General features: G+C 67.0%; 24 protein-coding genes. 14 read left to right on the top strand and 10 right to left on the bottom strand.

What is annotated here, in order from left to right; translation table 11 throughout:
* Window positions 1-14 precede the first annotated feature (14 nt).
* Together BSY239_RS16250 and BSY239_RS22510 are read right to left on the bottom strand one after the other, a co-directional pair.
* Complete coding sequence (locus BSY239_RS16250) at window positions 15-1,610, bottom strand: DUF4331 domain-containing protein (protein WP_069047709.1); 1,596 nt, start codon at window positions 1,608-1,610, stop codon at window positions 15-17.
* Window positions 1,611-1,768: 158 nt separating this feature from the next.
* Window positions 1,769-1,921 (bottom strand): hypothetical protein, encoded by a 153-nt coding sequence (locus BSY239_RS22510; protein WP_156775510.1) that lies wholly within the window; start codon window positions 1,919-1,921, stop codon window positions 1,769-1,771.
* A 223-nt stretch (window positions 1,922-2,144) separates the two neighbouring features.
* On the opposite strand from BSY239_RS22510, the gene BSY239_RS16245 reads away from it, so the two are divergent.
* The 5 genes from BSY239_RS16245 (at window position 2,145) to BSY239_RS16225 (ending at window position 7,286) form a co-directional block, all read left to right on the top strand.
* On the top strand, window positions 2,145-3,260 hold the full coding sequence (locus tag BSY239_RS16245) for a tetratricopeptide repeat protein (protein ID WP_069047708.1): 1,116 nt from the start codon (window positions 2,145-2,147) through the stop codon (window positions 3,258-3,260).
* Entirely contained in the window at window positions 3,260-4,411 is a 1,152-nt protein-coding gene (locus BSY239_RS16240; RefSeq protein ID WP_069047707.1) for a HupE/UreJ family protein, read from the top strand. Before BSY239_RS16245 ends, BSY239_RS16240 begins: the two co-directional genes overlap by 1 nt.
* Before the next feature lie 95 nt (window positions 4,412-4,506).
* Window positions 4,507-5,880, top strand: coding sequence for an acyclic terpene utilization AtuA family protein (locus BSY239_RS16235; protein WP_069047706.1), 1,374 nt, complete (start codon window positions 4,507-4,509; stop codon window positions 5,878-5,880).
* Window positions 5,877-6,242 carry an AtuA-related protein gene (locus BSY239_RS16230; RefSeq protein WP_069047705.1) on the top strand — a complete coding sequence of 122 codons (366 nt, stop codon included), beginning with the start codon at window positions 5,877-5,879 and terminating at the stop codon, window positions 6,240-6,242. Before BSY239_RS16235 ends, BSY239_RS16230 begins: the two co-directional genes overlap by 4 nt.
* Before the next feature lie 54 nt (window positions 6,243-6,296).
* Entirely contained in the window at window positions 6,297-7,286 is a 990-nt protein-coding gene (locus BSY239_RS16225; protein ID WP_069047704.1) for a Bug family tripartite tricarboxylate transporter substrate binding protein, read from the top strand.
* Here the strand turns inward: BSY239_RS16225 and BSY239_RS16220 are convergent.
* A complete protein-coding gene (locus BSY239_RS16220) occupies window positions 7,258-8,997 on the bottom strand; it encodes an FAD-dependent monooxygenase (protein WP_083240207.1) in 1,740 nt (579 codons plus the stop codon). The genes BSY239_RS16225 and BSY239_RS16220 overlap by 29 nt on opposite strands.
* 47 nt (window positions 8,998-9,044) lie before the next feature.
* On the opposite strand from BSY239_RS16220, the gene BSY239_RS16215 reads away from it, so the two are divergent.
* The gene (locus BSY239_RS16215; RefSeq protein WP_069047703.1) at window positions 9,045-9,575 is read left to right on the top strand and encodes a MarR family winged helix-turn-helix transcriptional regulator; all 531 of its coding nucleotides are present in this window, start codon (window positions 9,045-9,047) and stop codon (window positions 9,573-9,575) included.
* Here BSY239_RS16215 and BSY239_RS16210 read toward each other — a convergent pair.
* The 3 genes from BSY239_RS16210 to BSY239_RS16200 form a co-directional block, all read right to left on the bottom strand.
* Entirely contained in the window at window positions 9,553-10,002 is a 450-nt protein-coding gene (locus BSY239_RS16210) for an OsmC family protein (RefSeq protein ID WP_069047702.1), read from the bottom strand. The two genes, BSY239_RS16215 and BSY239_RS16210, sit on opposite strands and share 23 nt — an antisense overlap.
* 31 nt (window positions 10,003-10,033) lie before the next feature.
* Window positions 10,034-10,909 (bottom strand): MBL fold metallo-hydrolase, encoded by an 876-nt coding sequence (locus tag BSY239_RS16205; RefSeq protein ID WP_069047701.1) that lies wholly within the window; start codon window positions 10,907-10,909, stop codon window positions 10,034-10,036.
* A gap of 100 nt (window positions 10,910-11,009) precedes the next feature.
* Complete coding sequence (locus BSY239_RS16200) at window positions 11,010-11,423, bottom strand: DsrE family protein (protein WP_069047700.1); 414 nt, start codon at window positions 11,421-11,423, stop codon at window positions 11,010-11,012.
* A 224-nt stretch (window positions 11,424-11,647) separates the two neighbouring features.
* Here BSY239_RS16200 and BSY239_RS16195 point away from each other — a divergent pair, with 224 nt between their 5' ends.
* Window positions 11,648-12,511 (top strand): hypothetical protein, encoded by an 864-nt coding sequence (locus BSY239_RS16195; protein ID WP_069047699.1) that lies wholly within the window; start codon window positions 11,648-11,650, stop codon window positions 12,509-12,511.
* A 7-nt stretch (window positions 12,512-12,518) separates the two neighbouring features.
* On the opposite strand, the gene BSY239_RS16190 is transcribed toward BSY239_RS16195, so the two are convergent.
* Window positions 12,519-13,505, bottom strand: a complete 987-nt coding sequence (locus BSY239_RS16190) for a Bug family tripartite tricarboxylate transporter substrate binding protein (protein ID WP_069047698.1) — start codon at window positions 13,503-13,505, stop codon at window positions 12,519-12,521.
* Between the two features lie 399 nt (window positions 13,506-13,904).
* Between BSY239_RS16190 and BSY239_RS16185 the strand changes: the two genes are divergently transcribed.
* The 7 genes from BSY239_RS16185 to BSY239_RS16155 are packed head-to-tail and all read left to right on the top strand — an operon-like array spanning window position 13,905 to window position 21,061.
* A complete protein-coding gene (locus BSY239_RS16185; protein WP_069049041.1) occupies window positions 13,905-15,011 on the top strand; it encodes a BMP family ABC transporter substrate-binding protein in 1,107 nt (368 codons plus the stop codon).
* Window positions 15,012-15,036: 25 nt separating this feature from the next.
* On the top strand, window positions 15,037-16,119 hold the full coding sequence (locus BSY239_RS16180; RefSeq protein WP_069047697.1) for an ABC transporter permease: 1,083 nt from the start codon (window positions 15,037-15,039) through the stop codon (window positions 16,117-16,119).
* The gene (locus BSY239_RS16175; protein WP_069047696.1) at window positions 16,119-17,039 is read left to right on the top strand and encodes an ABC transporter permease; all 921 of its coding nucleotides are present in this window, start codon (window positions 16,119-16,121) and stop codon (window positions 17,037-17,039) included. Before BSY239_RS16180 ends, BSY239_RS16175 begins: the two co-directional genes overlap by 1 nt.
* A 27-nt stretch (window positions 17,040-17,066) precedes the next feature.
* A complete protein-coding gene (locus BSY239_RS16170) occupies window positions 17,067-18,086 on the top strand; it encodes a formamidase (protein WP_069049040.1) in 1,020 nt (339 codons plus the stop codon).
* Window positions 18,083-18,835 (top strand): biuret amidohydrolase, encoded by a 753-nt coding sequence (biuH, locus tag BSY239_RS16165; protein WP_083240018.1) that lies wholly within the window; start codon window positions 18,083-18,085, stop codon window positions 18,833-18,835. The genes BSY239_RS16170 and biuH overlap by 4 nt, the downstream gene beginning before the upstream one ends.
* Before the next feature lie 10 nt (window positions 18,836-18,845).
* Window positions 18,846-20,405 (top strand): ABC transporter ATP-binding protein, encoded by a 1,560-nt coding sequence (locus BSY239_RS16160; RefSeq protein WP_069047695.1) that lies wholly within the window; start codon window positions 18,846-18,848, stop codon window positions 20,403-20,405.
* The gene (locus BSY239_RS16155) at window positions 20,402-21,061 is read left to right on the top strand and encodes a cysteine hydrolase family protein (RefSeq protein WP_069047694.1); all 660 of its coding nucleotides are present in this window, start codon (window positions 20,402-20,404) and stop codon (window positions 21,059-21,061) included. The genes BSY239_RS16160 and BSY239_RS16155 overlap by 4 nt, the downstream gene beginning before the upstream one ends.
* A 25-nt stretch (window positions 21,062-21,086) precedes the next feature.
* On the opposite strand, the gene BSY239_RS16150 is transcribed toward BSY239_RS16155, so the two are convergent.
* Genes BSY239_RS16150 through BSY239_RS16140 form a run of 3 tightly spaced genes read right to left on the bottom strand, consistent with a single transcriptional unit; the run spans window position 21,087 to window position 23,617 of the window.
* A complete protein-coding gene (locus tag BSY239_RS16150) occupies window positions 21,087-21,848 on the bottom strand; it encodes a GntR family transcriptional regulator (protein ID WP_083240017.1) in 762 nt (253 codons plus the stop codon).
* Window positions 21,848-22,222 carry an oxalurate catabolism protein HpxZ gene (gene hpxZ, locus BSY239_RS16145; protein WP_069047693.1) on the bottom strand — a complete coding sequence of 125 codons (375 nt, stop codon included), beginning with the start codon at window positions 22,220-22,222 and terminating at the stop codon, window positions 21,848-21,850. Before hpxZ ends, BSY239_RS16150 begins: the two co-directional genes overlap by 1 nt.
* Complete coding sequence (locus BSY239_RS16140; protein ID WP_069047692.1) at window positions 22,223-23,617, bottom strand: AtzE family amidohydrolase; 1,395 nt, start codon at window positions 23,615-23,617, stop codon at window positions 22,223-22,225.
* Window positions 23,618-23,625: the final 8 nt, after the last annotated feature.

Genomic DNA, 23,625 nt, shown 5'->3' with positions numbered 1-23,625 from the left:
GTGGGTGGACGGCATCACAGGTTCAACGAACCGGGGTTGGGCGTGTTCAGGTACGGGAACGCGGGCAGGAAAGGCACGACACCCTGGTCCACGGCGTCGTGGATGTCGGCCGATTTGGCACCCAGCGGCACGCTGGAGGGCTTGCAGGCCGACGTGAGGGACGGCACGCCCGGCACGCTGTTGAGCTTGAGCGCGTCGTTGTCACCGTTGATCACACACAGGCCACCGAGCACGGCGACGAGCGCAATGTCGACCACGTCGTCTTTGGGACGGCGACCGTTGGGGAAGCCCGCGTTGTCATCGACCTTGTTGACATCGGGGTTGAGCGCGTTGCCTGCCACGCCCAGGCGGTTCTGGCTGGCTTCCGGTACCGGCGGCACAGCGGTGTTGAGACGCAACATTTCCGAGGGCGTCGGGTTGGCCGGTTTGTTCACGCCAGTGATGCCGGTGAGGAAGGTCGTGAGCAGGTCGGTGCGCGGCAGGTTGGTGGGTGCCACGGCCGCGGCGTTGCCCTCAAGCACCAGGCCCAGCAAGGCGGGCAGGGTCGGGTTGCTCACATAGGTCAGGAACTGACCATCGTCCTTGGGCTGCGACGCGTTGAACTTGTCCTTGTCGCCCAGACCGATCACCACCTCGTTGACCAGCGGGTTGCCCAGGCGCGATACCTGCGTCCACGCACCCCCCGACTTTTCGCTGGCCTGGTGGCCAGCCTGAGGCGCGCCGTTCAGCAAACGTGCCTGGCGCAGGCTGGCTGTGGTCCAGCCACCAATCACCGTCTCGCTGCCTGCGGTCAGGCAGCTCTTGTGCACTTCAAGCGCCAGCGATGTGATGTTCTGCTTCTGGATGTAGTGGTTGCCACCCATGCCCTCGGCGTCTTTCGCCATGGGGTTGAGCAAGGTGGCGGTCGGTGCGTTGACCAAGTCAAAAATGCGACCCAGGTTGACCGCGAATCCCTCCTGGCGCTGGCCCACGAACACCTTGACGGGCATGCTGCATTCTGGGATGTTGACTTCCTTGATGTGCTTGTCCGCGTACGTTTTGTACGCGGCAGCGTTACCCAGCGTTTTCTGGCCGATGTAATCGACCGGCTTTGGCAGCGAGGCCGCCAGGAGCGTCGAGCTGCCTTTGCGGCGATCGCCGCGCACCACGGTCAGGCTGTAGCTCTCGTTGAGGTTGAGGTTGGGGTCGTTGACGGCGGATACCGCACCGGCCTGGATCAAGGGGATCTGAACGTTCTGGGTGCCGATGGGCAGTGCAACGTTGTTGAGCTTGTTCGTGAAGCGGAACTGGAAGGTGATGTCTTCCCTCGCGTCGCCGTTGTTGTCCACATGGATTTCATACAGCGCGTTGGGGTCCATCGAGAAATAGTTGGGGCCACCGTAGGGACCTTGCAGCGGCTGGTAGTTGGCGATCAGCGTGACGTAGTCCGATCGTCCGCCGGTGCCGTTGGCGGTCACGCCTTCGTAGCTGCGAAACATGTAAAAGTCGGTGCCGTCCACCTTCGGCACGGTGGTGATGAACGGGCCTTCGCGGTGGCTTGAAGCGATCGCCGCGCTGGCGACGGCCATCAACAAACATCCTCTGGCGATGGATGCGGTTTTCAGTTTCATGGGGGTGCTCCTGGGTTGTAGTTGCAGTGGTCTGCCTACCCAGTACGTGCCCCGCAGCGTGATGGATTCAACAGTTTGAATAGCCACCTTGTGCCCATGGACATGACCGCAAAAAAAAGAGGCCCGCTGATGCGGGCCTCTTCTCGCGTGCAGGCGAATCACTTCTTCTTGCACTCGTCCTTGGCTTTGTTTTCGTCCTTCATGCAATCCACTTTCTTGTCGTCCATTTTGCCGCCGGCATGGCTGGCGGCAAACGCTGGAACAGACGCCATCATGAATGCAGCGACCATTGCAGAGATGAGAGTTTTCATAGATTACCTTTGAGATTGAAATGTCTTGTGACACCGGCTCACAATGGAAAAATGCCCATCGCAGCCAACGCAGAGGATATCGATTTCAATGCCACCACACCTGACAAACCGTGTTCCCATGCGCGCCCATTGGGTATTGATTGGATTCAGGTGGAAACCCTGTTGCAAAGCCCTGCTGACCCTTGTAATCGGTGTTTCAACGGGTGCCTGGGCGCAACCCCGATTGACGCCCGCGCCCGAACAGATCGTGTTGCCTGCCTCGGTGCATGCGCAGAGCAACCAGGCCGGCGCATTGCGAGAGGTGGAGCGCGAATGGCGCAAGAACCGCAACCACCTGCCCGCCGCCCTGAACTACGCCCGCGCCGTGTTCCTGCTCGGTTTGACCGAAGGCGATCTGCGTTGGTACGGCTCGGCCAAGGCGGCGCTGCAGCCCTGGTGGACGGCCACATCGCTGCCGGCCGAGGGCCATTTCTTGCGAGCGCTGGTGAAGCAGGGCTTTCACGATTTCGAAGGCGGCATTGATGACCTGAGTGCGGCCATCACACTCGACCCTGCGCAGCCCGAGTACTGGTCGTGGCGCTTTTCGCTGCACCTGCTCACCGCCAACATGGCGGCCGCGCGCACCGACTGCGATGCGATCGCGCAGCGCTTCGGCCGCGACGAAGGCCAGGCCTGCGCCGCCACGCTGCTCTACCGCAGCGGCCAGGCGCAGCAAGCCATTCCCATGCTCAACCGCCTGGTGGATCTGCCCGACTACCAGGGCCCGTTCACGCAGGACTGGTTGCGTTACCACCAGGGTGAGGCGTACCGCGCGGCAGGCCAATATGCGCAAGCCATCGCCGTGTGGGAGAAGCACCTGCGTTCCAGGCCCGAGTCGCATCTGGTGCGGCTCACGCTCACCGAGCTGCTGAACCAGCAAGGCCAGTTCGCCCAGGCGAAACGTTACGCCGATTCGCCCTCGCCAACCGACGCGCTGCTGGTGCAGGCGCTGCTGGCCAGCCGGGGCCTGAAAGACGGCGACACGCAGCGCCTGGCCGACCAGTTCGAGAACCGCATGAACAACCAGGCCCTGCGCGGCGAGAGCCTGATCGAGCGGCCCACCATGGTCTACCTCATCACCTTTGGGCGCGACAACGCGCAAGGCCTCAAGCTCGCGGCCGAGAACTGGCGCACGCAGAACGAACCCGCCGATGCGGTGCTGCTGGTGCAGGCGGCGCTCAAGGCCAACCAGCCCAGACTCGCCGAGCCCGTGCTGGGCTGGATGGCGGCCACCGGCTACACCGACCCGTTGCTCAAGGCGCTGGCTGACGAACTGCAAACCCGGTTGGGCAAATCCTGATGACCTTCCTGTACAGACACCTGGCCACGCGCCTGGCCTTGCTGGCCCTGTTCGTTTCCTTCACCGGCTCCGCACTCGCCCACTCCAGCAGCAACGCCTACCTGTCGTTGTCGCAGCGCGGCTCCGATCTCGTGCTGCGCACCGACATCAACCTGCGCGATGTGGACCTGATCTTCGACCTGGACGACGACCGCGATGGCCGGGTGAGCTGGGGCGAAACCGCAGGCCGCATCAACGAGCTCAAGGCGTGGATGCAGCAGGGCATCACCGTGCGCGGCAGCTCGGCGCCCTGTGAGTTGCAGCCCCTGGATGTGATGGCCAGTCCCCATTCGGACGGCTTCTACCTCAGCGCCGAATGGCGCCTGGCCTGCGCCGACCCGCAAGACGTTGCGTCCCAACGGCTCTCGCTCAAGTACGGCCTGATCTTCGACCAGGACAACCTGCACCGCGGTCTGCTCAAGGTGGATGTGCCGGGTGCGCAGAGCAGTGCCATCCTGAGTCCGGACCGGCCCGAAGCCGAACTGCTGGCGGGCGAAGTCTCGGGCTGGTCGGTGTTCGCGCGTTATGTGGTCGAAGGCGTGTGGCACATCTGGATCGGCATCGACCACATCCTGTTTCTGCTCAGCCTGCTGGTGCTCGCACCGCTGGTGCCTTCGCGCTCACGGGTGACGAGCTGGCCTGCGGTGGAGAGTTTTCGCACCTCGTTCATGGACGTGCTGGCGGTGGTCACTGCCTTCACCGTGGCGCACTCCATCACGCTGGTGGCGTCCATTGTGGGCTGGGTCAACCCGCCAGTGACCATCATCGAATCGGTGATCGCGCTCTCGGTGATCCTGGCCGCGCTCAACAACCTGCTGGGCTGGTTCTCGCTCAAGCGCTGGCGCCTGGCCTTTGTCTTCGGCCTCATCCACGGGTTCGGCTTTGCCAACGTGCTGCTCGACCTGGCCTTGCCCGCGCAGCAGCTCGCGCTGGCGCTGGGGGGTTTCAACGTCGGCGTGGAGCTCGGCCAGCTCGCCATCGTGCTGGCGTTTCTGCCGGTGGCCTGGCTGCTGCGCCACACCGCGTTTTACCGCTGGGTGGTGGTGGCCGGCGGGTCGCTGGCCATCGCGGTGATCGGCTCGGTGTGGCTGGTGGAGCGTCTGGGGTTCTGAAAGATTCATTCGCTTTCCCGATGAGTCGATCTGAAGAATCGATTTCTACGTGAAGCACGCATCGCCTAGAGTCGTCGGCAGGAGACACGAAGGCGATGAAGCTTCCCCATTTGTTGATCGGCTGCGCAGCCGGTTTTTCAGGCGATCGAACCGACGCGGCCCTGCCTGTGGTGCGCGAACTCATCCGGCGTGGGCAGCCGGCCGTGTTGATGTTCGAGACCTTGGCCGAGCGCACGCTGGCGCTGGCCCACCTGGCGCGCCGCAACCAACCCGATGCGGGCTACGAGCCGCTGCTGGACGACCTGTTGCGCCCGGCGCTGGGCTTGTGCATGGAGCACGGCATCCGCATCGTCAGCAACTTCGGTGCGGCCAACCCGCTGGGCGCCGCGCGCCGCATCCAGGCGCTGGCGAAGGAGCTGGGTGTGCGGCCGCCACGGGTGGCGGTGGTGCATGGCGACGACGTGTCGGGCGCCCGACACCGCGCCCTGCTGGAGACGTCCCTGGGCACGGCCATGCCCGGCGAACCCATCGTGAGCGCCAATGCCTACATTGGTGCCGAGCCCATTGCCGATGCCTTGCGCGCGGGCGCGGACATCGTGGTCTGCGGCCGGGTGGCCGATCCCTCGTTGGTGCTGGGCCCTGCGCTCGCACATTTCGGCTGGCGCCTGGACGATTGGGACCGGCTGGCACGCGCCACCATGGCGGGGCATTTGCTGGAATGCGGTTCGCAGGTGTCGGGCGGGTACTTCGCCGACCCCGGCTACAAGGACGTGCCCGGCCTGGCCTCGTTGGGTTATCCGATCGCGGAGATCGAAGACAGTGGCGACTGCACCATCACAAAACCCGCGGGCACGGGCGGGCGCATCGACGAACGCACGGTGAAGGAGCAACTGCTCTACGAACTGCACGATCCGGCTTCTTATCTGACGCCCGATGTGGTGGCCGACATCACGGCAGCGCGCGTGCGGCAGGTCGGTCCCGACTGCGTGCGGCTTGAGGGGGTGAGAGGCCACCCGCGACCTACAACGCTCAAGGTGAACGCCTGCTTCGAGGCCGGGTGGTTTGCCGAGGGTGAAATCTCCTACGCGGGACCCCGGGCCGAAGCGCGCGCGCGCCTGGCTGCGCAGGTGTTGCGCGAGCGCCTGGCCGACACGGCGCCGCTGCGCGTTGACTTGATCGGTGTGACCAGTGTGCTGGGCGACGACGCCAGTCACTGGCTCGACGACCCGGCGCTGGGCGAGTCGCGCGACGTTCGTTTGCGCGTGGCCATGCAGCACCACGATCGCAGCCAGGCCGAGCGCCTCGTGCGCGAGGTGACGGCTTTGTATTGCTGTGGTCCCGCGGGCGGCGGCGGAGTCCGCACGGGTGTGCGTCCGCGTCTGGGCATGGTGTCCTGCCTGGTGCCCCGGGAAGCCATTTCGGTGGGCCATGCCATGGTCGGCGCAGCGTCGCTGGAGGTGGCCGAATGAGCGCCGACCACCGTGTGACCGTTCCGCTGTACAGGCTGGCCCACAGCCGCACCGGCGACAAGGGCAACCGCTCGAACATCAGCGTGATCGCGTGGGATCCCGCGCTGTGGCCGGTGCTTGTCGAGCAGGTGACCGACCAGGCCGTGGCCCGCCAGTTCGCGCCCAGGCGGCCCCGCGCGGTCACTCGTTACCTGCTGCCCCAGCTGCACGCCATGAACTTCGTGATCGACGACGTGCTCGACGGTGGCGTGAACGATTCGCTCAACCTCGACAGCCACGGCAAGGCCTTGTCGTACCTGCTGCTCGAACTGCCCGTGGAGGTGCCGGCGTCCCTGCAGGGCCACTTCGCCGGCCTGTCCTGAACGCGCTTCCCGCGCCCCTTTTTTCACTGACCGTTCCAACAAGGAGACAACACCATGAAGATTCCATTCAACAAACGCCGCCAGCTGCTGGCCACCTCGGCCATCGCCATCCTGGGTCTGGGCCCTGTGCTCGCTCTGGCCCAGACGCAGGCTTTCCCTTCGCGCCCCATCACGTTTGTGGTGCCGTTCGCAGCCGGCAGCGCCACCGACCAGTTGGCGCGCGCCCTGGGCCAATCGGTCACCAACGACACGGGTCAGCCTGTGGTGGTGGAGAACAAGGCGGGTGCCAGCGGCATGATCGCGGCGGCTGCGGTGGCCAAGGCGCCCGCGGACGGCTACACGGTGCTCATCACCACCAACACCACGCACGCCGCCAACGAGCACCTGTACAAAAAACTCAGCTACGACCCGGTGAAGGATTTCGCACCCATCGCGGCTTTGGGCAAGGGCGGCCAGGTGATGGTGGTCAACCCCGCGTCGGGCTTCAAGACGGTCGCCGACGTGATTGCCGAGGCCAAAAAATCGCCCGGCAAACTCAACTTCGGCAGTGGCAGTTCGTCGAGTCGCATCGCGGGTGAACTCTTCCAGCAGATGGCCGGTGTGCAGATTCTGCACGTGCCTTACAAGAGCAATCCCAACGCCATCACCGACCTGCTGGGTGGGCAGATCAACATGATGTTCGCCGACATGTCCACCGGCGTTCCGCAGGTGAAGGCCGACAAGCTGCGCGCCCTGGGCGTGACGGCTTCCAAGCGGGCGCCCATGTTGCCCAACGTGCCCACCATCGCCGAGGCGGGTGTGGCGGGCTACGAGATGGGGTACTGGTTCGCGGCGTATGCACCCGTCGGCACGCCACCGGCCGCGGTTCAGCGGCTCAACGAACTGATGGTGCGTGCCACCGCGAGCGCGCAGGCCAAGGGCTTCTTCGAGAGCAGTGGTTCGGAGGCGTTCACCAGCACGCCCGATGGCCTGGCGAAATTCCAAGCGGCCGAAACACGCAAGTGGGGCGAGATCATCAAGGCGGCGGGCATCCAGGCCGAGTGACCGCGGCCGCCACACGGGTCCAGATGGCGGTGGGTTCCGGCGCGGTGCTGCCGCGCCAGGCAACCACCTGGTCGGGCCGAACGACCAGCATGCCGTCGTCCAGCAGACCACCCACCGTGTCGGCTGGCAGCACCAGCGCCTGCACGCTGAGTCCGAAGGACGTGCCAGCGTTCACCAGCGCCTGTGCCGCATCGCGCAGGTGCTCGGGCGCCAGCACGGTCCACTCGAAACCCAGCAGGTCGTAGAGCGAGCGTTCGCCCTCCAGCCAGCGGTGCGGCAGGCGCCCACCAGGGACGGTGGAGGGGATGTATTCGTTGGCCTGGTCGGGCGGCACGCTGGCGGGTTCGCCGAACACCCGTGGCGAGGCGTCGCAGCGCTCGCCAAACGTCACGCCGGGAATGTTGAACTCGCGCCGCACATGTGCGTTCAACGCGGTGCCGGCCAGCGCACGATGCCGGTCGCCCTCGGCGCCCTCGGTCTCCAGCTCGGGCGTGGCTTCCAGCAAGCCCACCGAATCGGCGAATTCGCGCGCGTAGGCCGTGTTGCGCAGGCCGATCGGGCGGCGTTCGAGCTCATAGCTGTTCAGCAGCGAGGTGTGGGCCTGCCCTTTGACCACCGCGGACAGCTTCCAGCCCAGGTTGACGGCATCGCCCACCGCGGTGTTGTAGCCCAGGCCACCCGTGGGGGTGAACAGGTGGGCGGCATCGCCGGCGATGAACACACGCCCCTGCTGGTAGCGCTCGGCCACCAGCGAGTGCCCGGCGATCCAGATGCCGGTGGAGAGGATGTCCATGTCGAGATCGACCATGCCGCTGGCCTCGGCAACGATACGGCGCGCGTCTTCGTGCGTCCAGTTCTCCGGCGTTTCGTGCGGATGCACCGCCGCGTGAAACGCGAACTCGCCGCGCCCGTCCACCGAGGCCATGAACACGCGCCGTTCGTGGTTGACCGACACGTACATCCACGCAATCTGGTGCGGGAAGCGCTGGTAGAACGAGGGCGCGCGCAGGTAGATGGCAAACATCTTGCCGCCCATGAACTGGCGCTGCAGACCGGTGGCGCCGCCGAGGCGGATGCCCAGCGCGCTGCGCACGGCGCTGCGCGCACCGTCGGCCCCCACGAGATAGCGCGCGTGCACGGTGACGGCGCTGCCCTGCGTGGTGGAGGGCGCGACCTGCGCCCGCACGCCGTCAGGCTGGTCTTCAAACGACTGCAGCTGCCAACCGAATTCGATGCGACGGCCGGTGCGTTGTTCTGCGTGTTCGCGCAGCACCGCTTCCACGAACTTCTGGGACACGCGGTGTGGCAGCTCGGCCGCGCTCCAGGAGCCTGCCATGTGCTTGATGTTCTGCGTGGCCTGTGCGGCGGTCGGCAGGCGCAGGCGTGCCAGCTCGTGTGTGGCGAAGCGGGTGAAGTAGGCGATGTCGGTTGGGTGGTCCGGCGGCAGGCCGAGCGCGCGCACGGCCTGTGAAATGCCGATGCGCCGGAAATGCTCCATGGTGCGTGCCTGCGTGGCGTTGGCCTGCGGATTGAAGGCGGTGCCCGACTTCGGGTCCAGCACGAGGCACGCTACATTGCGCAGACCGAGTTCGTTGGCCAGCATCAAGCCACAGGGGCCCGCGCCGGCGATCAGCACATCCACCTCCAGAACACCGCCACGGGCGGCTTGCAGTTCAAGCAGACTTTCCCGGGGAGGGGCGGTGGCTGGCATGTCGCTGTCCATATGGTTAGGTTACCTAAGCAAATTGCATTCTACGCATGACCACCCCTTCGTCACAATCCCGCGACTCCAAAGACGCCTGGCGCCTGGGCAATGCGGGCCGGATTCTGGGCAACGCCGTGACCCGCTTCGAAGCGCGCGTGCTCGAACTCATGTCCGACGCCGGCCATGCCGACACCCGGCTGCCCCATGTGAACCTCACCCGCCATCTGGACCTGGACGGCACCCGCATCACCGAGCTGGCGCGGCGCGCCCACATGACGAACGCCGCCATGACCGAACTGATCGACCAGTGCGAGTCCTTGGGTCTGGTGGTGCGCGAGGTGGATGCGAGCGACAAGCGCGCCCGCACGGTGCAGTTCACCGACGCTGGCCGCGAATGGCTGGCCGCCTTCGGCAAGGCGGTGAAGAAAGCCGAGCGTGAATTGCTCACCGAGATCGGTCCCGAGGCCGCCGCGGTGTTGCTGCAGGGCCTGGGCCGTTATGCCGGCACGGTGGAGTCGATCCGGGTGAAGGACCAGGGAAGGGAGAAACCCGCTGCGCGACTCAGGTCTGATCGCGCAGAGTGAGACCGTCGGCGTCGACTACGGTCACGCGCACCGGAAAGGACTGGCGCACGCTCTGTGTGACGGTGCAGAACTCTTCGAACTGTCCGAGTGCACGGTCCAGGTGTTCCAACGTGCCGGCCGCCACACCCAGGGTGATGGTGGCGTGCATGCCCAGGATGCGGAGCCGGTTCTCTGCGTTGCGGCCCACCTCGGCCTGCACTTCACAGCGCAAGGGCTCGGGCACCTGCTTGAACTTGCGCAGTGCAAACAGCAGCGAGTCGCTCAGGCAGTTGCCCACCGAGGCACACAGCAGCTGTGCGGGCGAGGGGCCCGCACCCTGACCCAGCGGTGCGGGTTCGTCGGCGACCAGTGTCGCAATGCCGTCGCCGAAGCGAATCTCGAAGCGGTAGTCGGCCTGCTGCTGGAGCGAAACGGAGACGGTCGTCATGGTGCTGGTCCGGAGAGGTGCGGTGGATGGATCAGAGCGCGTTGAGCGGGATCTTCAGGTAGGCCACGCCGTTGTCTTCTTTCGGTGGCAGTTCACCGGCGCGGATGTTGACCTGCACCGAAGGCAGGATCAGCGTGGGCATCTCCAGCGTGGCGTCGCGCTTCGTGCGCATGGCTACGAACTCCTCTTCGCTCACGCCGTCGTGCACGTGGATGTTGTTCGCGCGCTGTTCGGCCACCGTGGTCTCGAACGCCACCGGCCGGTCGTTGGGCGGGTAGTCGTGGCACATGAACAGCCGCGTTTCGGGCGGCAGGCTCAGCAGCTTGCGGGTGGAGGCGTAGAGCGCGTGGGCGTCACCGCCGGGGAAGTCGCAGCGCGCGGTGCCCACATCGGGCATGAACAGCGTGTCGCCCACAAACACCGCGTCGCCAAAGCGGTAGGCCGCGCAGGCCGGCGTGTGGCCGGGCACGAACAGCACGTCACCCGACAGCGCGCCCAGCGGGATGGACTCACCTTCCTGAAACAGGTGGTCGAACTGGGAGCCGTCCTGCTTGAAGCCTGGCTCCAGATTGAACACACCCTTGAACACCTTCTGAACCTGGGTGATGTTGCCGCCGATGCCGATCTGCCCACCCAGCTGGGCGCGCAAGTACGGCGCAGCCGAGAGGTGGTCGGCGTGGGCGTGGGTTTCGAGAATCCAGCGCACCTTGAGGTCGTTGGCGCGCACGTACTCGACCACCTGGTCGGCGGATGTGTGCTGCGTGCGGCCCGATTTGGGGTCGTAGTCGAGCACCGAATCGATGATCGCGGCGTCGCTGCCCGGACCGTTGTGCACCACGTAGGTGACGGTCCAGGTGGCGGGGTCGAACAGGCCGTGAACCTGGGGGTTGGCAGAGGTGGTCGTCATGGGGCGCTCCTTCGAATATGTGCAGATAGTCTATTAACAAATAGATTGTTAGTCAATAGATTGTTTGGCACCGAAAGAACGACCTGCCGGTCGCGAAGGCTCAGGGCTTGATGTAGGCGAAGCCCTGCTTCTGCAACTTGGCAATCCGGACCACGCCCGATGGCGTGAAGTCGGCCTCCTGAATGAACTGCTCCTTCTTGAGGTCGCGGTTCTTCAGCGTGATCTCGCAGATCTCGAACGCCACACCCCGGCTCTTGAGGGCCGAAACCAGGGTCGCAAACTCGGTGCCGTTGGCCGCCTTGGCGCCCTCCATCAGCATGTCCACACCATCGGCGTGGGTGACGATGGTGATCCTGGCCTTGGGGTCGGTGTCGAGGTGGTTGCGCACATTGCGCAGACCCTTGAGGCCTTGGGCCACGGTGTTGTCGAAGTGGTAGACCACGGTGTCCTGGGCGGACACGGCGGCGGCGGCGAGAGCCAGCGTGAGGCCGGCGAGCAAGGATTTGAGGTGCATGTGTGTCTCCTGGAGGGGGGATGGGCGGCCTGTGTGGCCGGGTTGACCGGTAGGCGGGTCGAGGATGCCAAAACCGTCACGAACGACCGCCGCGAAGCTCCGGGCGTGACGCATTCAAGCTGAGAGGAACGCCGGTTCGGAACTATGCTTGCCACTGTAGCGGGTATTGCAGGCCAGTCTGGCTGGCCACCCATTTGCGCGAACGCGTCTGCCTGGAGGGATTTATGGCGAGTGATCTGGACACCGTGCGGGTGCTTCGGGCTTTGTTCAACGACATGCCGCGTGCCCCGCAAGGTCTTTCGGGCCTGGAGCTGATGGCCTGGATCAAGTCGTCGATGACCGACTACGAGGGCGGCGAGATGGCCTACATGATCGAGCACATCACCCGCAACTCCATGCTCGACATCGTGCTGCACATGCGCGAGTCGGGGCATCTGCAGGACGACGCCGCGTTCGACGAGACCGTGGCCCTGATCTCCACCGAAGAGGGGCGCCGAACCTTCCGCGACCGCTGCATCAATGCCCAGAAAACCGTGGACGCGACCGAGCGGTTGCTCAAGCGGGCGCGCAAGTCGGCCCCTACCCAGCAAGCCCTGTTCGTGCCCGAGTCGCAGGAGATCGAACGCTTTGTGCAGGGCCAGGCCAGCGGCCCCGGGCCTTTGTTCTCCGAGTACGCCGCGCGCGAAGAAGTGCAGGAGATCGGCGTGTTTGCGCGGGCCCCCGAGCAGGTGCACGAATTCGCCTGGGGTTTTGTGGTGGAGCACCCAGGCGGCTGGAACGTGTACGTGGCCCAGGTCTGGCGCCAGGGCACGGTGGGCTACTTCGATCGTTTCCTCAGCGCCTGGAAACTCGAAGCCGTCACGCCGCTGGACGACACCGGCGCAGCGCCCGCGCTGCCGTCCGGGCTGCTGGTGGACGACGGCATCGGCAGCTTCAGCAGCCTGAGCTTCGAGATCGAACCCGGCGCCCCGGTACCGCAGCTGCGCCGCTGGCTGGGCGAAACCTTCATCGGCCGCATGCTGCCGCGCATGGCCGCCAAGGTGCTGGACGACAGCTACGACTTTCCGGGCAGCGGCCTGGCGAACTGAGCCTGCTTCACTGCGCCCGGGCACCGGTGGACGCGGCCACCGTTTTCCAGCGTTGCCAGTCACGTTGCACCATGCTGGCAAAGGCCGGGCCTGCCAGGTAGTTCACCTCGGCGCCGCGCTGCCACATCAGGCCGCGCAGACGGGTCGATTCGGTCACCACCTTCACGTCCTGTGCCACCTGCTGCACGATCTCGGGCGGTGTGCCCACGGGAGCGAAGAAGCCGTACCACTGGTCCACCGCAAAGCCGGGAAACCCGCTCTGGGCGACCGTGGGCACGTCGGGCAACAGCGTGGTGCGCTGCGGCGCCGTGACGGCCAGTGCGCGCAGCTTGCCGCCTTCCACCAGGGGCAGGCCCGAGACGATGATGTCGATCATGAAGCTGGTCCGGCCCGCCACCAGGTCGGGCAATGCCTGTGCGCTGCCGCGGTAGGGCACGTGCATCACCTGCGCCCTGGCTTGCGAGAGCAGCCACTCGGTGGTGAGGTGCGGCAGCGAACCCGCGCCGTTGGACGCATAGGACAGCTTGCCCGGGTTGGCGCGTGCGAACGCCAGCAGCTCGCCCAGCGTCTTGAAAGGTGAGTCGGTGGGCACCAGCACCACCAGCGGTGAACTCGCAAAGCCGGTGATGGGCGCCAGGTCGGTCAGGGGGTCGTAGCCCAGGTTGGGGTAGATGTGTGGCGCAATGCTCACGCCCGCCGGGATGCCCATCACGATGGTGTAGCCGTCGGGCGCGCTTTTGGCCCCGATCTGCGTGCCGATGGTGGAGCCCGCGCCGGACCGGTTGTCGAACACCACCGGCTGGTTCCAGCGTTCGGCGAGTGCCTGACCGACTGCGCGTGCCGCGTAGTCGGTGGCGCCGCCGGCGGGGAAGGGAATCACCAGCCGGACCGGCTTGACGGGGTAGCTCGTGGCGCGTGCCGCCAGGGCGGGTGTGAGCGCGGTGAACGCGGCGGCCTGCAGGAGTTGGCGGCGGCGGAGGTGGGTGGTGTGCATGGTGTTTCCTGGTGGGCGGCGCAGGGATGTGCACCGCCACCGGGTGACAGCAAGGCGTGTGCCATGGCGCGCGGGGCCTGGTGAGAGCCGCCGCGCCTCGCTGGTGCGACCCGGGGTGCCCGGCGTGCACCGCGCGTGGGCATGCGGGTGCCTCACGCACTGCGCACGTGCCCGACGGGCGGCTGGGCACACGCCGCAACGTGCGTGTGCGGCCCACGGGTATCCCGCTCCACGCCCTTGAAACGCAGGTTGCAGCGGCTGCGGCGCGGCGTTTGGCACGCCCATTGCTAGCAGTGCATCGTCTTGAATACAAGATGGTGTTACGTCAGGACCCATCCGACGCAAGACACCGATCACCCCACCAACGGATTTGAAAAGAGGTCACTCATGGACAAGGCAATGTGGAACCGTCGCGACTGGATTCTGGGCTCGGGCGCCATGGGTGCCGGGCTGGCATTGAGCGGCCTGCCGCTGGTGGCACACGCGCAGGCGCCCATCACCGTGGGCTTTCTGTATGTGGGCCCGCGCGACGACTACGGCTACAACCAGGCGCACGCCGAATCGGCCGCCGTGCTCAAGAAGATGCCGGGCGTGAAGGTGGTTGAAGAGGAGAGCGTGCCCGAGACGCAGGCCGTGCAGCGCAGCATGCAGGGCATGATTTCGCAGGACGGCGCCACGCTGCTGTTTCCCACCTCGTTCGGTTACTTTGATCCCCACATCCTCGCCGTGGCACCCAAGAACGCGGGCGTGCGTTTCGCGCATTGCGGCGGCCTGTGGACGGCTGGCAAACACCCGACCAACGCAGCAAGCTATTTCGGCTACATCGAGGAAGCCCAGTACCTCAACGGCGTGGTGGCCGGCCACATGAGCAAGAGCAAGAAGCTCGGTTTCATCGCCGCCAAGCCGATCCCGCAGGTGCTGCGCAACATCAACGCCTTCACCATGGGCGCGCGCTCGGTGGACCCGGGCATCACCACCACCGTGATCTTCACGGGCGACTGGTCGTTGCCGGTGAAAGAGGCCGAAGCCACCAGCAGCCTGGCCGACCAGGGTGTGGACGTGTTCACCATGCACGTGGACTCGCCCAAGGTGATCGTGGAGACCGCTGCGCGCCGCGGCAAGATGGTGTGTGGCTACCACGCCGACCAGTCCAAGCTCGCGCCCCAGGCCTACCTGACCGGGGCCGAGTGGAACTGGGTCACGCCCGTGACCACCATGATCGACGCCGCCCGCACCGGCAAGCCGCACCCCAACTTCGTGCGCGGTGGCCTGCGCGACGGCTTCGTGAAGACCTCGGCCTACGGCCCCGCCGTGAGCGAGCCGGCGCGCAAGCAGGCCGACGCGATCAAGGCGCGCATGCTCAAGGGCGACTTCGACATCTTTGCCGGCGAGGTGAAGGACAACACCGGCAAGGTGGTGGTGCCCAAGGGCAAGGTCTTCAAGCAGACCGCGATCGAGCTCGAATCGATGAACTACCTGGTCGAAGGCGTGGTCGGCAAGGTCTGAGCGACTGCGGCACGCAGGCCACGCCATGACGAGCCGTTTCACCGACACCGCCGAGGCCGTGCTGCTGCCGGTGCTCGCCATCGCGGGTGCCTTGCTGCTGTTCGGCCTGTTTGTGGCGCTTGCGGGTTTTGATCCGCTGGAGGTCTGGCGGCTGCTGTTCTTCGGCGCGTTTGGTGATGCGTTCTCGCTGCAGAACACCTTGCAGCGCGCCGCGCCCTTGATGCTCACCGCGCTGTGTGTGGCCTTGCCGGCCCGCGCGGGCCTCACCATCATTGGTGGCGAAGGCGCGCTCATCGTGGGCGCTCTGGCCTGCGCCGGCTTGCCCTATGTGTGGGCCGTGCCCGAAGGCGTGTTCGGCACCACCAGCCTCATGCTCGCCGCCGCGCTCGGCGGCGCCGCCTGGATTGCGCTGGCGGGCTGGTTGCGCCAGTACCGGGGCGTGAACGAAACCATCAGCAGCCTGTTGCTGGCCTACGTGGCGGTCAATGTGTTCAAGCACCTGGTCGAAGGCCCGATGCGCGACCCGGCGAGTCTGAACAAACCGTCGACCTTCGCGCTCCAGGAGGGTCTGCTGATCGGACCGATCGGCAGCTTTGATGTGCACTGGGGCCTGGTGTGGGGTGTGGTGTGCTGCGTGCTCGCCGCCGTGTGGCTCGGCCAGACCACGCACGGTTTTGCCACGCGCGTGGTGGGTGGCAACGTGCGCGCCGCCGGCCTGGTCGGTTTGCCCGCCGGCAGGCTCGTCATCACGGCCTGCGCGCTCGGCGGCGCAGCGGCGGGCCTGGCCGGCGGCATCGAGATCGCCGCGGTGCACACGGCGGCCAACGCATCGGTGATCGCCGGGCTGGGCTACACCGGCATCCTGGTGAGCTTCGCGGCTCGTCACAACCCGCTGGCCATCATTCCGGTGGCCGTCGTGCTTGGTGGCTTTGGCGCGGCGGGCAGCCTGCTGCAGCGCCGCCTGGGCCTGCCCGATGCCTCGGTGCAGGTGCTGCTGGGTTTTGTGTTCGTGCTCATCCTCTCGGCCGAGGCCGCGCGTGGGCGCATCCGCTGGAGTGCCTTCAAGCCGGCGCCGGTACAACCCGCCGCACCCAAGGGAGCCGCCTGATGGACATGGACGCGATCGGTGCTGTGTTGCTGGCCATCCTGGGCGGCGCCATCCGGGTGGGTACGCCATTTCTGTTTGTGAGTCTGGGCGAGTGCCTCACCGAAAAGTCGGGCCGCATCAACCTCGGGCTGGAAGGTGTGCTCGTGTTCTCTGCCATGAGCGCCTTCGGCGTGGCGTACTGGAGCGGTTCGGCCTGGTTGGGCGTGCTGGCCGGCTCGGCGAGTGGTGCCTTGCTGGCGCTGCTGCACGGCCTGGCGTGCTCGATGAAGCGCGTCAACGACATCGCCATGGGCATCGGCGTGATGATGCTGGGCATCGGCCTGGCCTTCTACCTCGGCAAGCCGCTGATCCAGCCGCAGGCGCCCACCCTGGGTTCGCTCCCGCTGGGCAACTGGAGCGATTCGCCGCAGGTGCGCGCCGCGCTCGACATCAACGCGCTGTTTCCCATCGGCGTGGTGTTGGCACTGCTCATGGCCTGGGCCTTTGCCAACACGCGTTGGGGTTTGCTGGTGCGCATGGTGGGCGATTCGTCGGACGCCGCGCGGGCGCTGGGCACCTCGGTCACCTGGGTGCGCACGCTGGCCACCACCGTGGGCGGCGCCATCGCCGGCCTGGGGGGCGCATCGCTTTCGCTGTACTACCCCGGCAGCTGGAACGAGGGCCTCTCCAGCGGCCAGGGCCTGATTGCCGTGGCGCTCGTCATCTTTGCGCGCTGGCGGCCCATGGCCTGCCTGTGGGCGGCGCTGCTGTTTGGCGGCGCGGGCGCGCTGGGCCCGGCGCTGCAGTCGGTGGGCGTCACCGGCTACTACTACCTCTTCAACGCCGTGCCCTATGTGATGACGCTGGTCATCCTCGTGGTCACCTGTGCGCCGCAGCGCGTGCTGCGGGGCGCACCGAGCGAGCTGGGCATGCAGCGTTGACCGATTCTTGAAACGGGAGCAATGACGATGAATGGATTGAGTGGACTGAACAAGTCACCGGGTGGCGTGGTGGTGGGTCTGGCCCAGCTGCAGCTGCCGGTGGTGGAGACGCCGGCGCAGCTGGCCGCGCAAACGCAGAAGATCGTGGACATGGTGGGGAAGGCCCGGCGCGGCTACGCCCAGATGGACCTGATCGTGTTCCCCGAGTACGCGCTGCACGGCCTGTCGATGAGCACCGCGCCCGAGCTCATGGTGAGCATGGACGGCCCGGAGGTCGAGGCCATGCGCCAGGCCTGCATCACCCACCGCATCTGGGGCTGTTTCTCCATCATGGAAGCCAACCCCGGCGGCAATCCGTACAACACCGGCATCATCTTTGACGACCAGGGCGTGCTCAAGCTCTACTACCGCAAGTTCCACCCCTGGGTGCCGGTGGAGCCCTGGGAGCCCGGCAACATGGGCATTCCGGTGATCGAGGGGCCGCGCGGCATCAAGCTCGCGCTCATCATCTGCCACGACGGCATGTTCCCTGAGATGGCGCGCGAGTGCGCCTACAAGGGCGCCGAGCTCATGCTGCGCACCGCCGGCTACACCGCGCCCATCCGCCACGCCTGGCAGATCACCAACCAGGCCAACGCCTTCCAGAACCTCATGGCCACCGCCAGTGTGTGCCTGTGCGGCAGCGACGGCAGTTTCGATTCCATGGGCGAGGCCATGGTCTGCGACCACGAAGGCACGGTGGTCACGCAAGGCGGTGGCCGGGCCGACGAGATCATCTGCGCCGAGATCCGCCCCGACCTGATCCGCGAAGCGCGCCTGCACTGGGGCGTGGAGAACAACCCCTACCAGTTCAGCCACCGCGGTTATGTGGCGGTGAAGGGCGGCGCGCAGGACTGCCCCTACACCTTCATGCAGGACATGGTGGCCGGTCGTTTCAAGTTGCCGTGGGAAGCCGACGTGGTGCACACCGACGGCCGCTCCTGCGGCTTCGAGCCGCCCACGCGCACCTTCGTGGGCAATGTGCCCAACCTGCTCGAGAAGCCATGAGCGCAGCGCCGGGCCGTTCCCAAGCAAGCTCGCACCGCAGCCTGCAAGGCGAAGGTACCCCAGTGCCCCTGTTTGCCCAGGCCCACCCCTACGCCTGGCCGTTCGACGGCGACCTGCGCGCGGCCAACACCGCGCTGGTCATCATCGACATGCAGATCGATTTCTGCGGCGTGGGCGGTTACGTGGACAGCATGGGCTACGACCTCTCGCTCACGCGTGCACCCATCGGGCCCATTGGCCGTGTGCTGGCGGCCGCACGTGCCGCCGGCCTGCACGTGATCCACACCCGCGAAGGTCACCGCCCCGACCTGTCGGACCTGCCGGCCAACAAGCGCTGGCGCTCTCGGCAGATGGGTGCCGGCATCGGCGACGCCGGCCCGTGTGGCCGCATCCTGGTGCGTGGTGAACCGGGCTGGGAGATCATTCCCGAGCTCGCCCCGCTGCCCGGCGAGCCGGTCATTGACAAACCGGGCAAGGGATCGTTTTACGCCACCGATCTCGAGCTGATCCTGCACACGCGCGGCATCCGCAACCTGATCCTCACCGGTATCACCACCGACGTGTGTGTGCACACCACCATGCGCGAGGCGAACGACCGCGGCTTTGAATGCGTGCTGCTGTCCGACGGCACGGGAGCCACCGATTCTGGCAACCACCAGGCCGCGCTCAACATGATCCCCATGCAGGGCGGTGTGTTCGGCGCGGTGAGCGACACGGCGGCGATCGTCCAGGCCCTGCGGTCGTTGTGAAGGACTCCCCATGCACGCGCTTCAACTCGACACCTACCAGCTGACCAAACGCTTCGGCGCCTTCACCGCGCTCGATGGTGTGTCGCTCACCGTGCGGCCCGGCACCGTGCACGCGCTGCTCGGTGAAAACGGCGCGGGCAAGAGCACCTTTGTGAAGGCCGTGGTGGGCTACCACCGGGGCGACGAAGGCTCGGTGCTGATCGACGGCCGCGAGCAGGACATCCATTCGCCCAGCGTGGCACGCGAGCTCGGCATCGGCATGGTCTACCAGCACTTCACCGTGGTGCCCGGCATGACCGTGGCCGAGAACCTGCTGCTCGCGCGCGGCGCGCTGCCTGCCGTCATCGACTGGAAGGCCGCGCGCGCCGAGCTCGGCGCCTTCATGGCCAGCGCGCCTTTCTCGCTCGACCTCGACGCCTACCCCATCGACCTCTCGGCCGGGCAAAAGCAGAAGCTGGAGATCCTCAAGCAGATGCTGCTGCGCCCGCGGCTGTTGATCCTGGACGAGCCCACCTCGGTGCTCACGCCGCAGGAAGCCGACGAGGTGCTGGGCGCGCTGAAAGAGCGTGCGCACGCCGGCATTTGTTCCATCGTCATGATCACGCACAAGTTCCGCGAGGTCACGGCCTATGCGGACGACGTGTCGGTGCTGCGGCGCGGCCAGCTGGTGCTGAGCAAGGCCGTGGCGCAGACCGACCCCGACGAGCTTGCGCACGCCATGGTGGGCCAGGCCGCCGAGAAAGCCCTGCTGGAGAAGACCGCGCAGCCGTTCGACGCCGAGGTGACGCTGGTGGTGGACGAGCTCACCGTGATGGGCGACCGCGGTGACCTCGCGCTCAACGGCCTCACGCTGCAGGTGCGCGCGGGCGAGATCCTGGGCATTGCGGGCGTGTCGGGCAATGGCCAGAAAGAGCTGATGCAGGCCCTCACCGGTCAGCGTGCGCGCCTGGGAGGTGACGTGACGGTGCGCGGTGAAGCCTACGCTGGCAAGCGCCAGCAGAACCGCGTGCTGCAGGTGCGCAGCCTCCCCGAGGAGCCGCTCATCAACGCCTGCGTGCCCGACATGAGCGTGGCGGAAAACATGGCGCTGCGTCTGTTCGACGAAGCGCCGCAGGCACAGGCCGGTTTTGTGAGGTGGCCCCGGCTGCGCACCATGGCGCAGCGCTGGGTGGACGAGTACCGCGTGAAGACCCCTGGCATCGCCGCACCCATTCGGGCGCTTTCGGGCGGCAACGTGCAGCGCGCCGTGCTGGCGCGCGAACTCGCGGGCGAGGCGCGGCTGCTGCTGGTGAGCAACCCGACCTTCGGCCTGGACTTCGCCGCCACCGCCGAGATCCACGCGCGGCTGGTGGCCGCACGCAACCGGGGTGCGGCCGTGCTGCTGATCAGCGAAGACCTCGACGAACTGATGCAGCTGGCCGACCGCGTGGCCGTGATCAGCGGTGGGCAACTCGTGTTCGAGACACCCGCCGAGGGTGCCGACCGCAAGCTGCTGGGCGCCCACATGGCCGGTGGCCATGGCGAAGAAGCGGCGCAGGGCGCACCGCAGACGGAGGAGGCGCTGACATGAGCACGGTGACCGCCCGCCCGTTCAACTTCGAATTCGACCCGGCCCACGCGGCCTTGGTCATCATCGACATGCAACGCGATTTCGTGGAGCCCGGCGGATTTGGTGAATCGCTGGGCAACACGGTGGAGCCGCTGCAGGCCATCGTGCCGGCAATAGCGAACGTGCTCGCCGCGTGGCGCGCCATGGGTGGTCTCGTGGTGCACACACGCGAATCGCACGCGCCCGATCTGAGCGACTGCCCGCCGGCCAAGCGCCTGCGCGGATCGCCCAGCCTGCGCATCGGCGACGTGGGGCCGATGGGGCGCGTGCTGGTGCGCGGTGAGCCGGGCAACCAGATCGTGCCCGAGCTGGCACCGGTTGCCGGTGAACTGGTCATCGACAAGCCGGGCAAAGGTGCGTTCTACGCCACCGACCTGCAGCAGCAGCTGCAGTTGCGGGGCATCACCCAGCTGGTGGTGGCGGGCGTGACCACCGAGGTGTGTGTGCAGTCCACACTGCGCGAGGCCAACGACCGGGGCTACGACTGCCTGGTGCTGGAAGACGGCACCGCCAGCTACTTCCCCGAATTCCACGCGGCGGCGCTGGCCATGATCACCGCACAAGGCGCGATCGTGGGCTGGTCGGCGACGTCGAAGGAACTGCTCGCCGGGGTGTGATCGGTTGGCCGCAGGGTCTGCGGCCTCAGGCCGCCGGCGCCACCTGCTGCGCCAGGTACACCTGGTGCAGGGTGATCTTGCGCACTTCGCTCTGGCTGGCCTGGATGTGCGAGCGCAGCAGCAGGTCGGCGCGGTCGGCCTTGCGCGCCAGGATGGCGCGCAGGATCTTGGCGTGTTCCTCAAAGGTGGCGTCGATGCGCACCTGTTGCAGAAAGTCGAGCCGGCGGATGATGCGGATGCGCTCGGTCACTTCGTGGTGCACGCGCGCCAGCTCGGCGTTGCCGGCCGCGCTCACCAGCGTCTCGTGAAAGGCCTCGTCCCAGGCCGCCACCTCGGCCGGGTCGGTGCTGCGCTCGGCCACCGGCACCAGCCAGCGTTCCTTGAGCGCCTGCAACTGCGGCGATGAGGCCGCCACGTCGTGCAGACACAAGCGTTGCACCGCAGCCGTCTCGAGCACCATGCGCAGGTCGTAGAGCTGGTCGAACTTGTCGAAGTCGAACGGCAGCACGCGCCAGCCGCTGCGAAACATCACCTCGACCAGGCCATCTTGCTGCAGGCGGAACAGCGCCTGGCGCACCGGCGTGCGCGAGACGTCCAGCCGGGCACAGAGTTCGTGTTCGGTGAAGCGGTCGCCGGGCACCAGGCGGAAGTCGGCGATGTCCTGCTTGACCTGGCGGTAGACCTCTTCGGCGCGCGACTGGAAGGGTTCCACGACGACGGCCTTGGCGGAGCGGGCGCGCACCGGGCGCAGGGTCCGCGTGGGGGCTGTGGCGGGATGCTTGGCCATCAGGCCATCCAGCTCACGTGGGCCGAGACCACGCGCCAGCCCTCGGCCATGCGCACCCAGGTCTGGCTCTGGCGGCCGATGCGTGGGTTGCCCTCGCGCTGGAACTCGATGTTGGTGGTGGCGGTATCCCGGCCGTGCGTGGTGATGGCCGTTCGCAGCACCGTGCGCTGCAGGCCGGCCGCAGGTCGGCCATTGCGAAACGCGCGGATTTCGTCGATGCCGTAGAGGTTTTCGGTGGCGCCATAACGCAGCGTGTGGGGGCTGTCCCAGAACAGCTCGTCGAGCACAGCCACGTCGTTGCCGACCAGGGCTTGCTCATAGCGCTCAAAGGCGGCCGTCACCTCGGCCAGCACGTCGGGCAGGTTGATATCCATTCAGAACTCCACGGGTTTGCAGTGGGCAAGGCCCGCATTGTGCAGCGCCATGCCGGCGCGCAAGGCCAGGTCTTCGCGCCAGGGGGCGGCGATCAGCTGCACGCCGATGGGCAGGCCTTCCGTACCCGAGGGCCACAGCGGCGCCGCGACCACCGGGCAGCCCGCGAACGAAATAGGTTGCGTGAGCAGGCCGATGGAGGGGCGGCAGGGCAGGCGCTGGCCGTTGATCTCGACCCACTCGGTGCCCAGGGGCTGCGCCGGCACGGGCGTGGCGGGCGCGATCAGCACGTCCCAGTCGCGAAACAGGGCGTTGACCTTGTCGCGGTAGACACGGCGAAAGCGCTGCGCGCGCACGTACCACGCGGCGGGTTGCAGCGCGCCCGAGATGAAGCGGTCCACCGACAGCGGCTCGAAGTCGGCGGCTTGCGTGCGCAGGCGGTGCAGGTGCTGGGCGCCGCCTTCGCTGGCGCTCACGATGAAGGCCGCCGCGCGCGCCTGCACGGCGTCGGGCCATTCCATGGTGACCGTGGCGCCCAGGGCCTGCGCAGCGAGCGCTGCCACCTCCCGCGCGGGTGCGGTGGCATGTTCGGCGAAGTAACCACCCAGCACACCCACGCGCAGGCCTTTGATGCCCAGGCCCAGCGAACGCACGGTGGGCTGCACGGTCGTGGCGTGGCACCCAGGATCCAGCGGATCGGCGCCTTGCAGCGCGTCGTAGGCCAGGGCCAGGCCGGGCAGGTCGTCGGCAAACGGGCCGAGGTGGTCCAGGCTGTGCACAAACGGGTAGCTGCCGCGTCGCGAGAGCCGGCCGAAGGTCGGCTTGAGGCCCCACACGCCGCACAGCGAGGAGGGCACGCGGATCGAGCCGTTGGTGTCCGACCCCAGTGTCAGCGGCACCTGTCCTGCGGCCACCGCCGCGCCGGATCCGCCCGACGATCCACCGGCCGAGCAGTCCAGGTTGTGCGGGTTCCGCGTGGGGCCGTAGTGGGTGTTTTCGGTGGTGAATCCGTAGGCGTACTCGTCCATGTTGAGCGAGCCCACCAGCACCGCACCAGCGGCCTGCAGGCGTTCCACCAGCACCGCGTCGGTGCTGGCGGGTGGGTCGGTGCGGTTGACCCGCGAGCCGGCCAGGGTCACCTCACCGGCAATGTCGAACAGGTTCTTCACCGCGAACGGCACACCGGCCAGCGGACCCAGCGGTTCGCCGCGCGCGCGTTGTGCGTCCACCCGCGCGGCTTGTACCCGGGCGGCTTCAAAGCGGGTGCCGGTGAAGGCGTTCACGCGGCCGTCGGTGGTTTCGATGCGCGCGATGCAGGCTTCGAGCAACCCGGCGGCGCTCTGGCTGCCACTGGCCACCGCCTGCGCAGCCTGACTCAGGGACAAGGGAGCGTTCATGGCGCGCC

The organism is Hydrogenophaga sp. RAC07, assembly GCF_001713375.1.
In the GTDB taxonomy this organism is placed as follows: Bacteria; Pseudomonadota; Gammaproteobacteria; order Burkholderiales; family Burkholderiaceae_C; genus Hydrogenophaga.
Note: the sequence above shows the minus strand (reverse complement) of the source record. Positions and strands in the feature narration are given on the sequence as shown.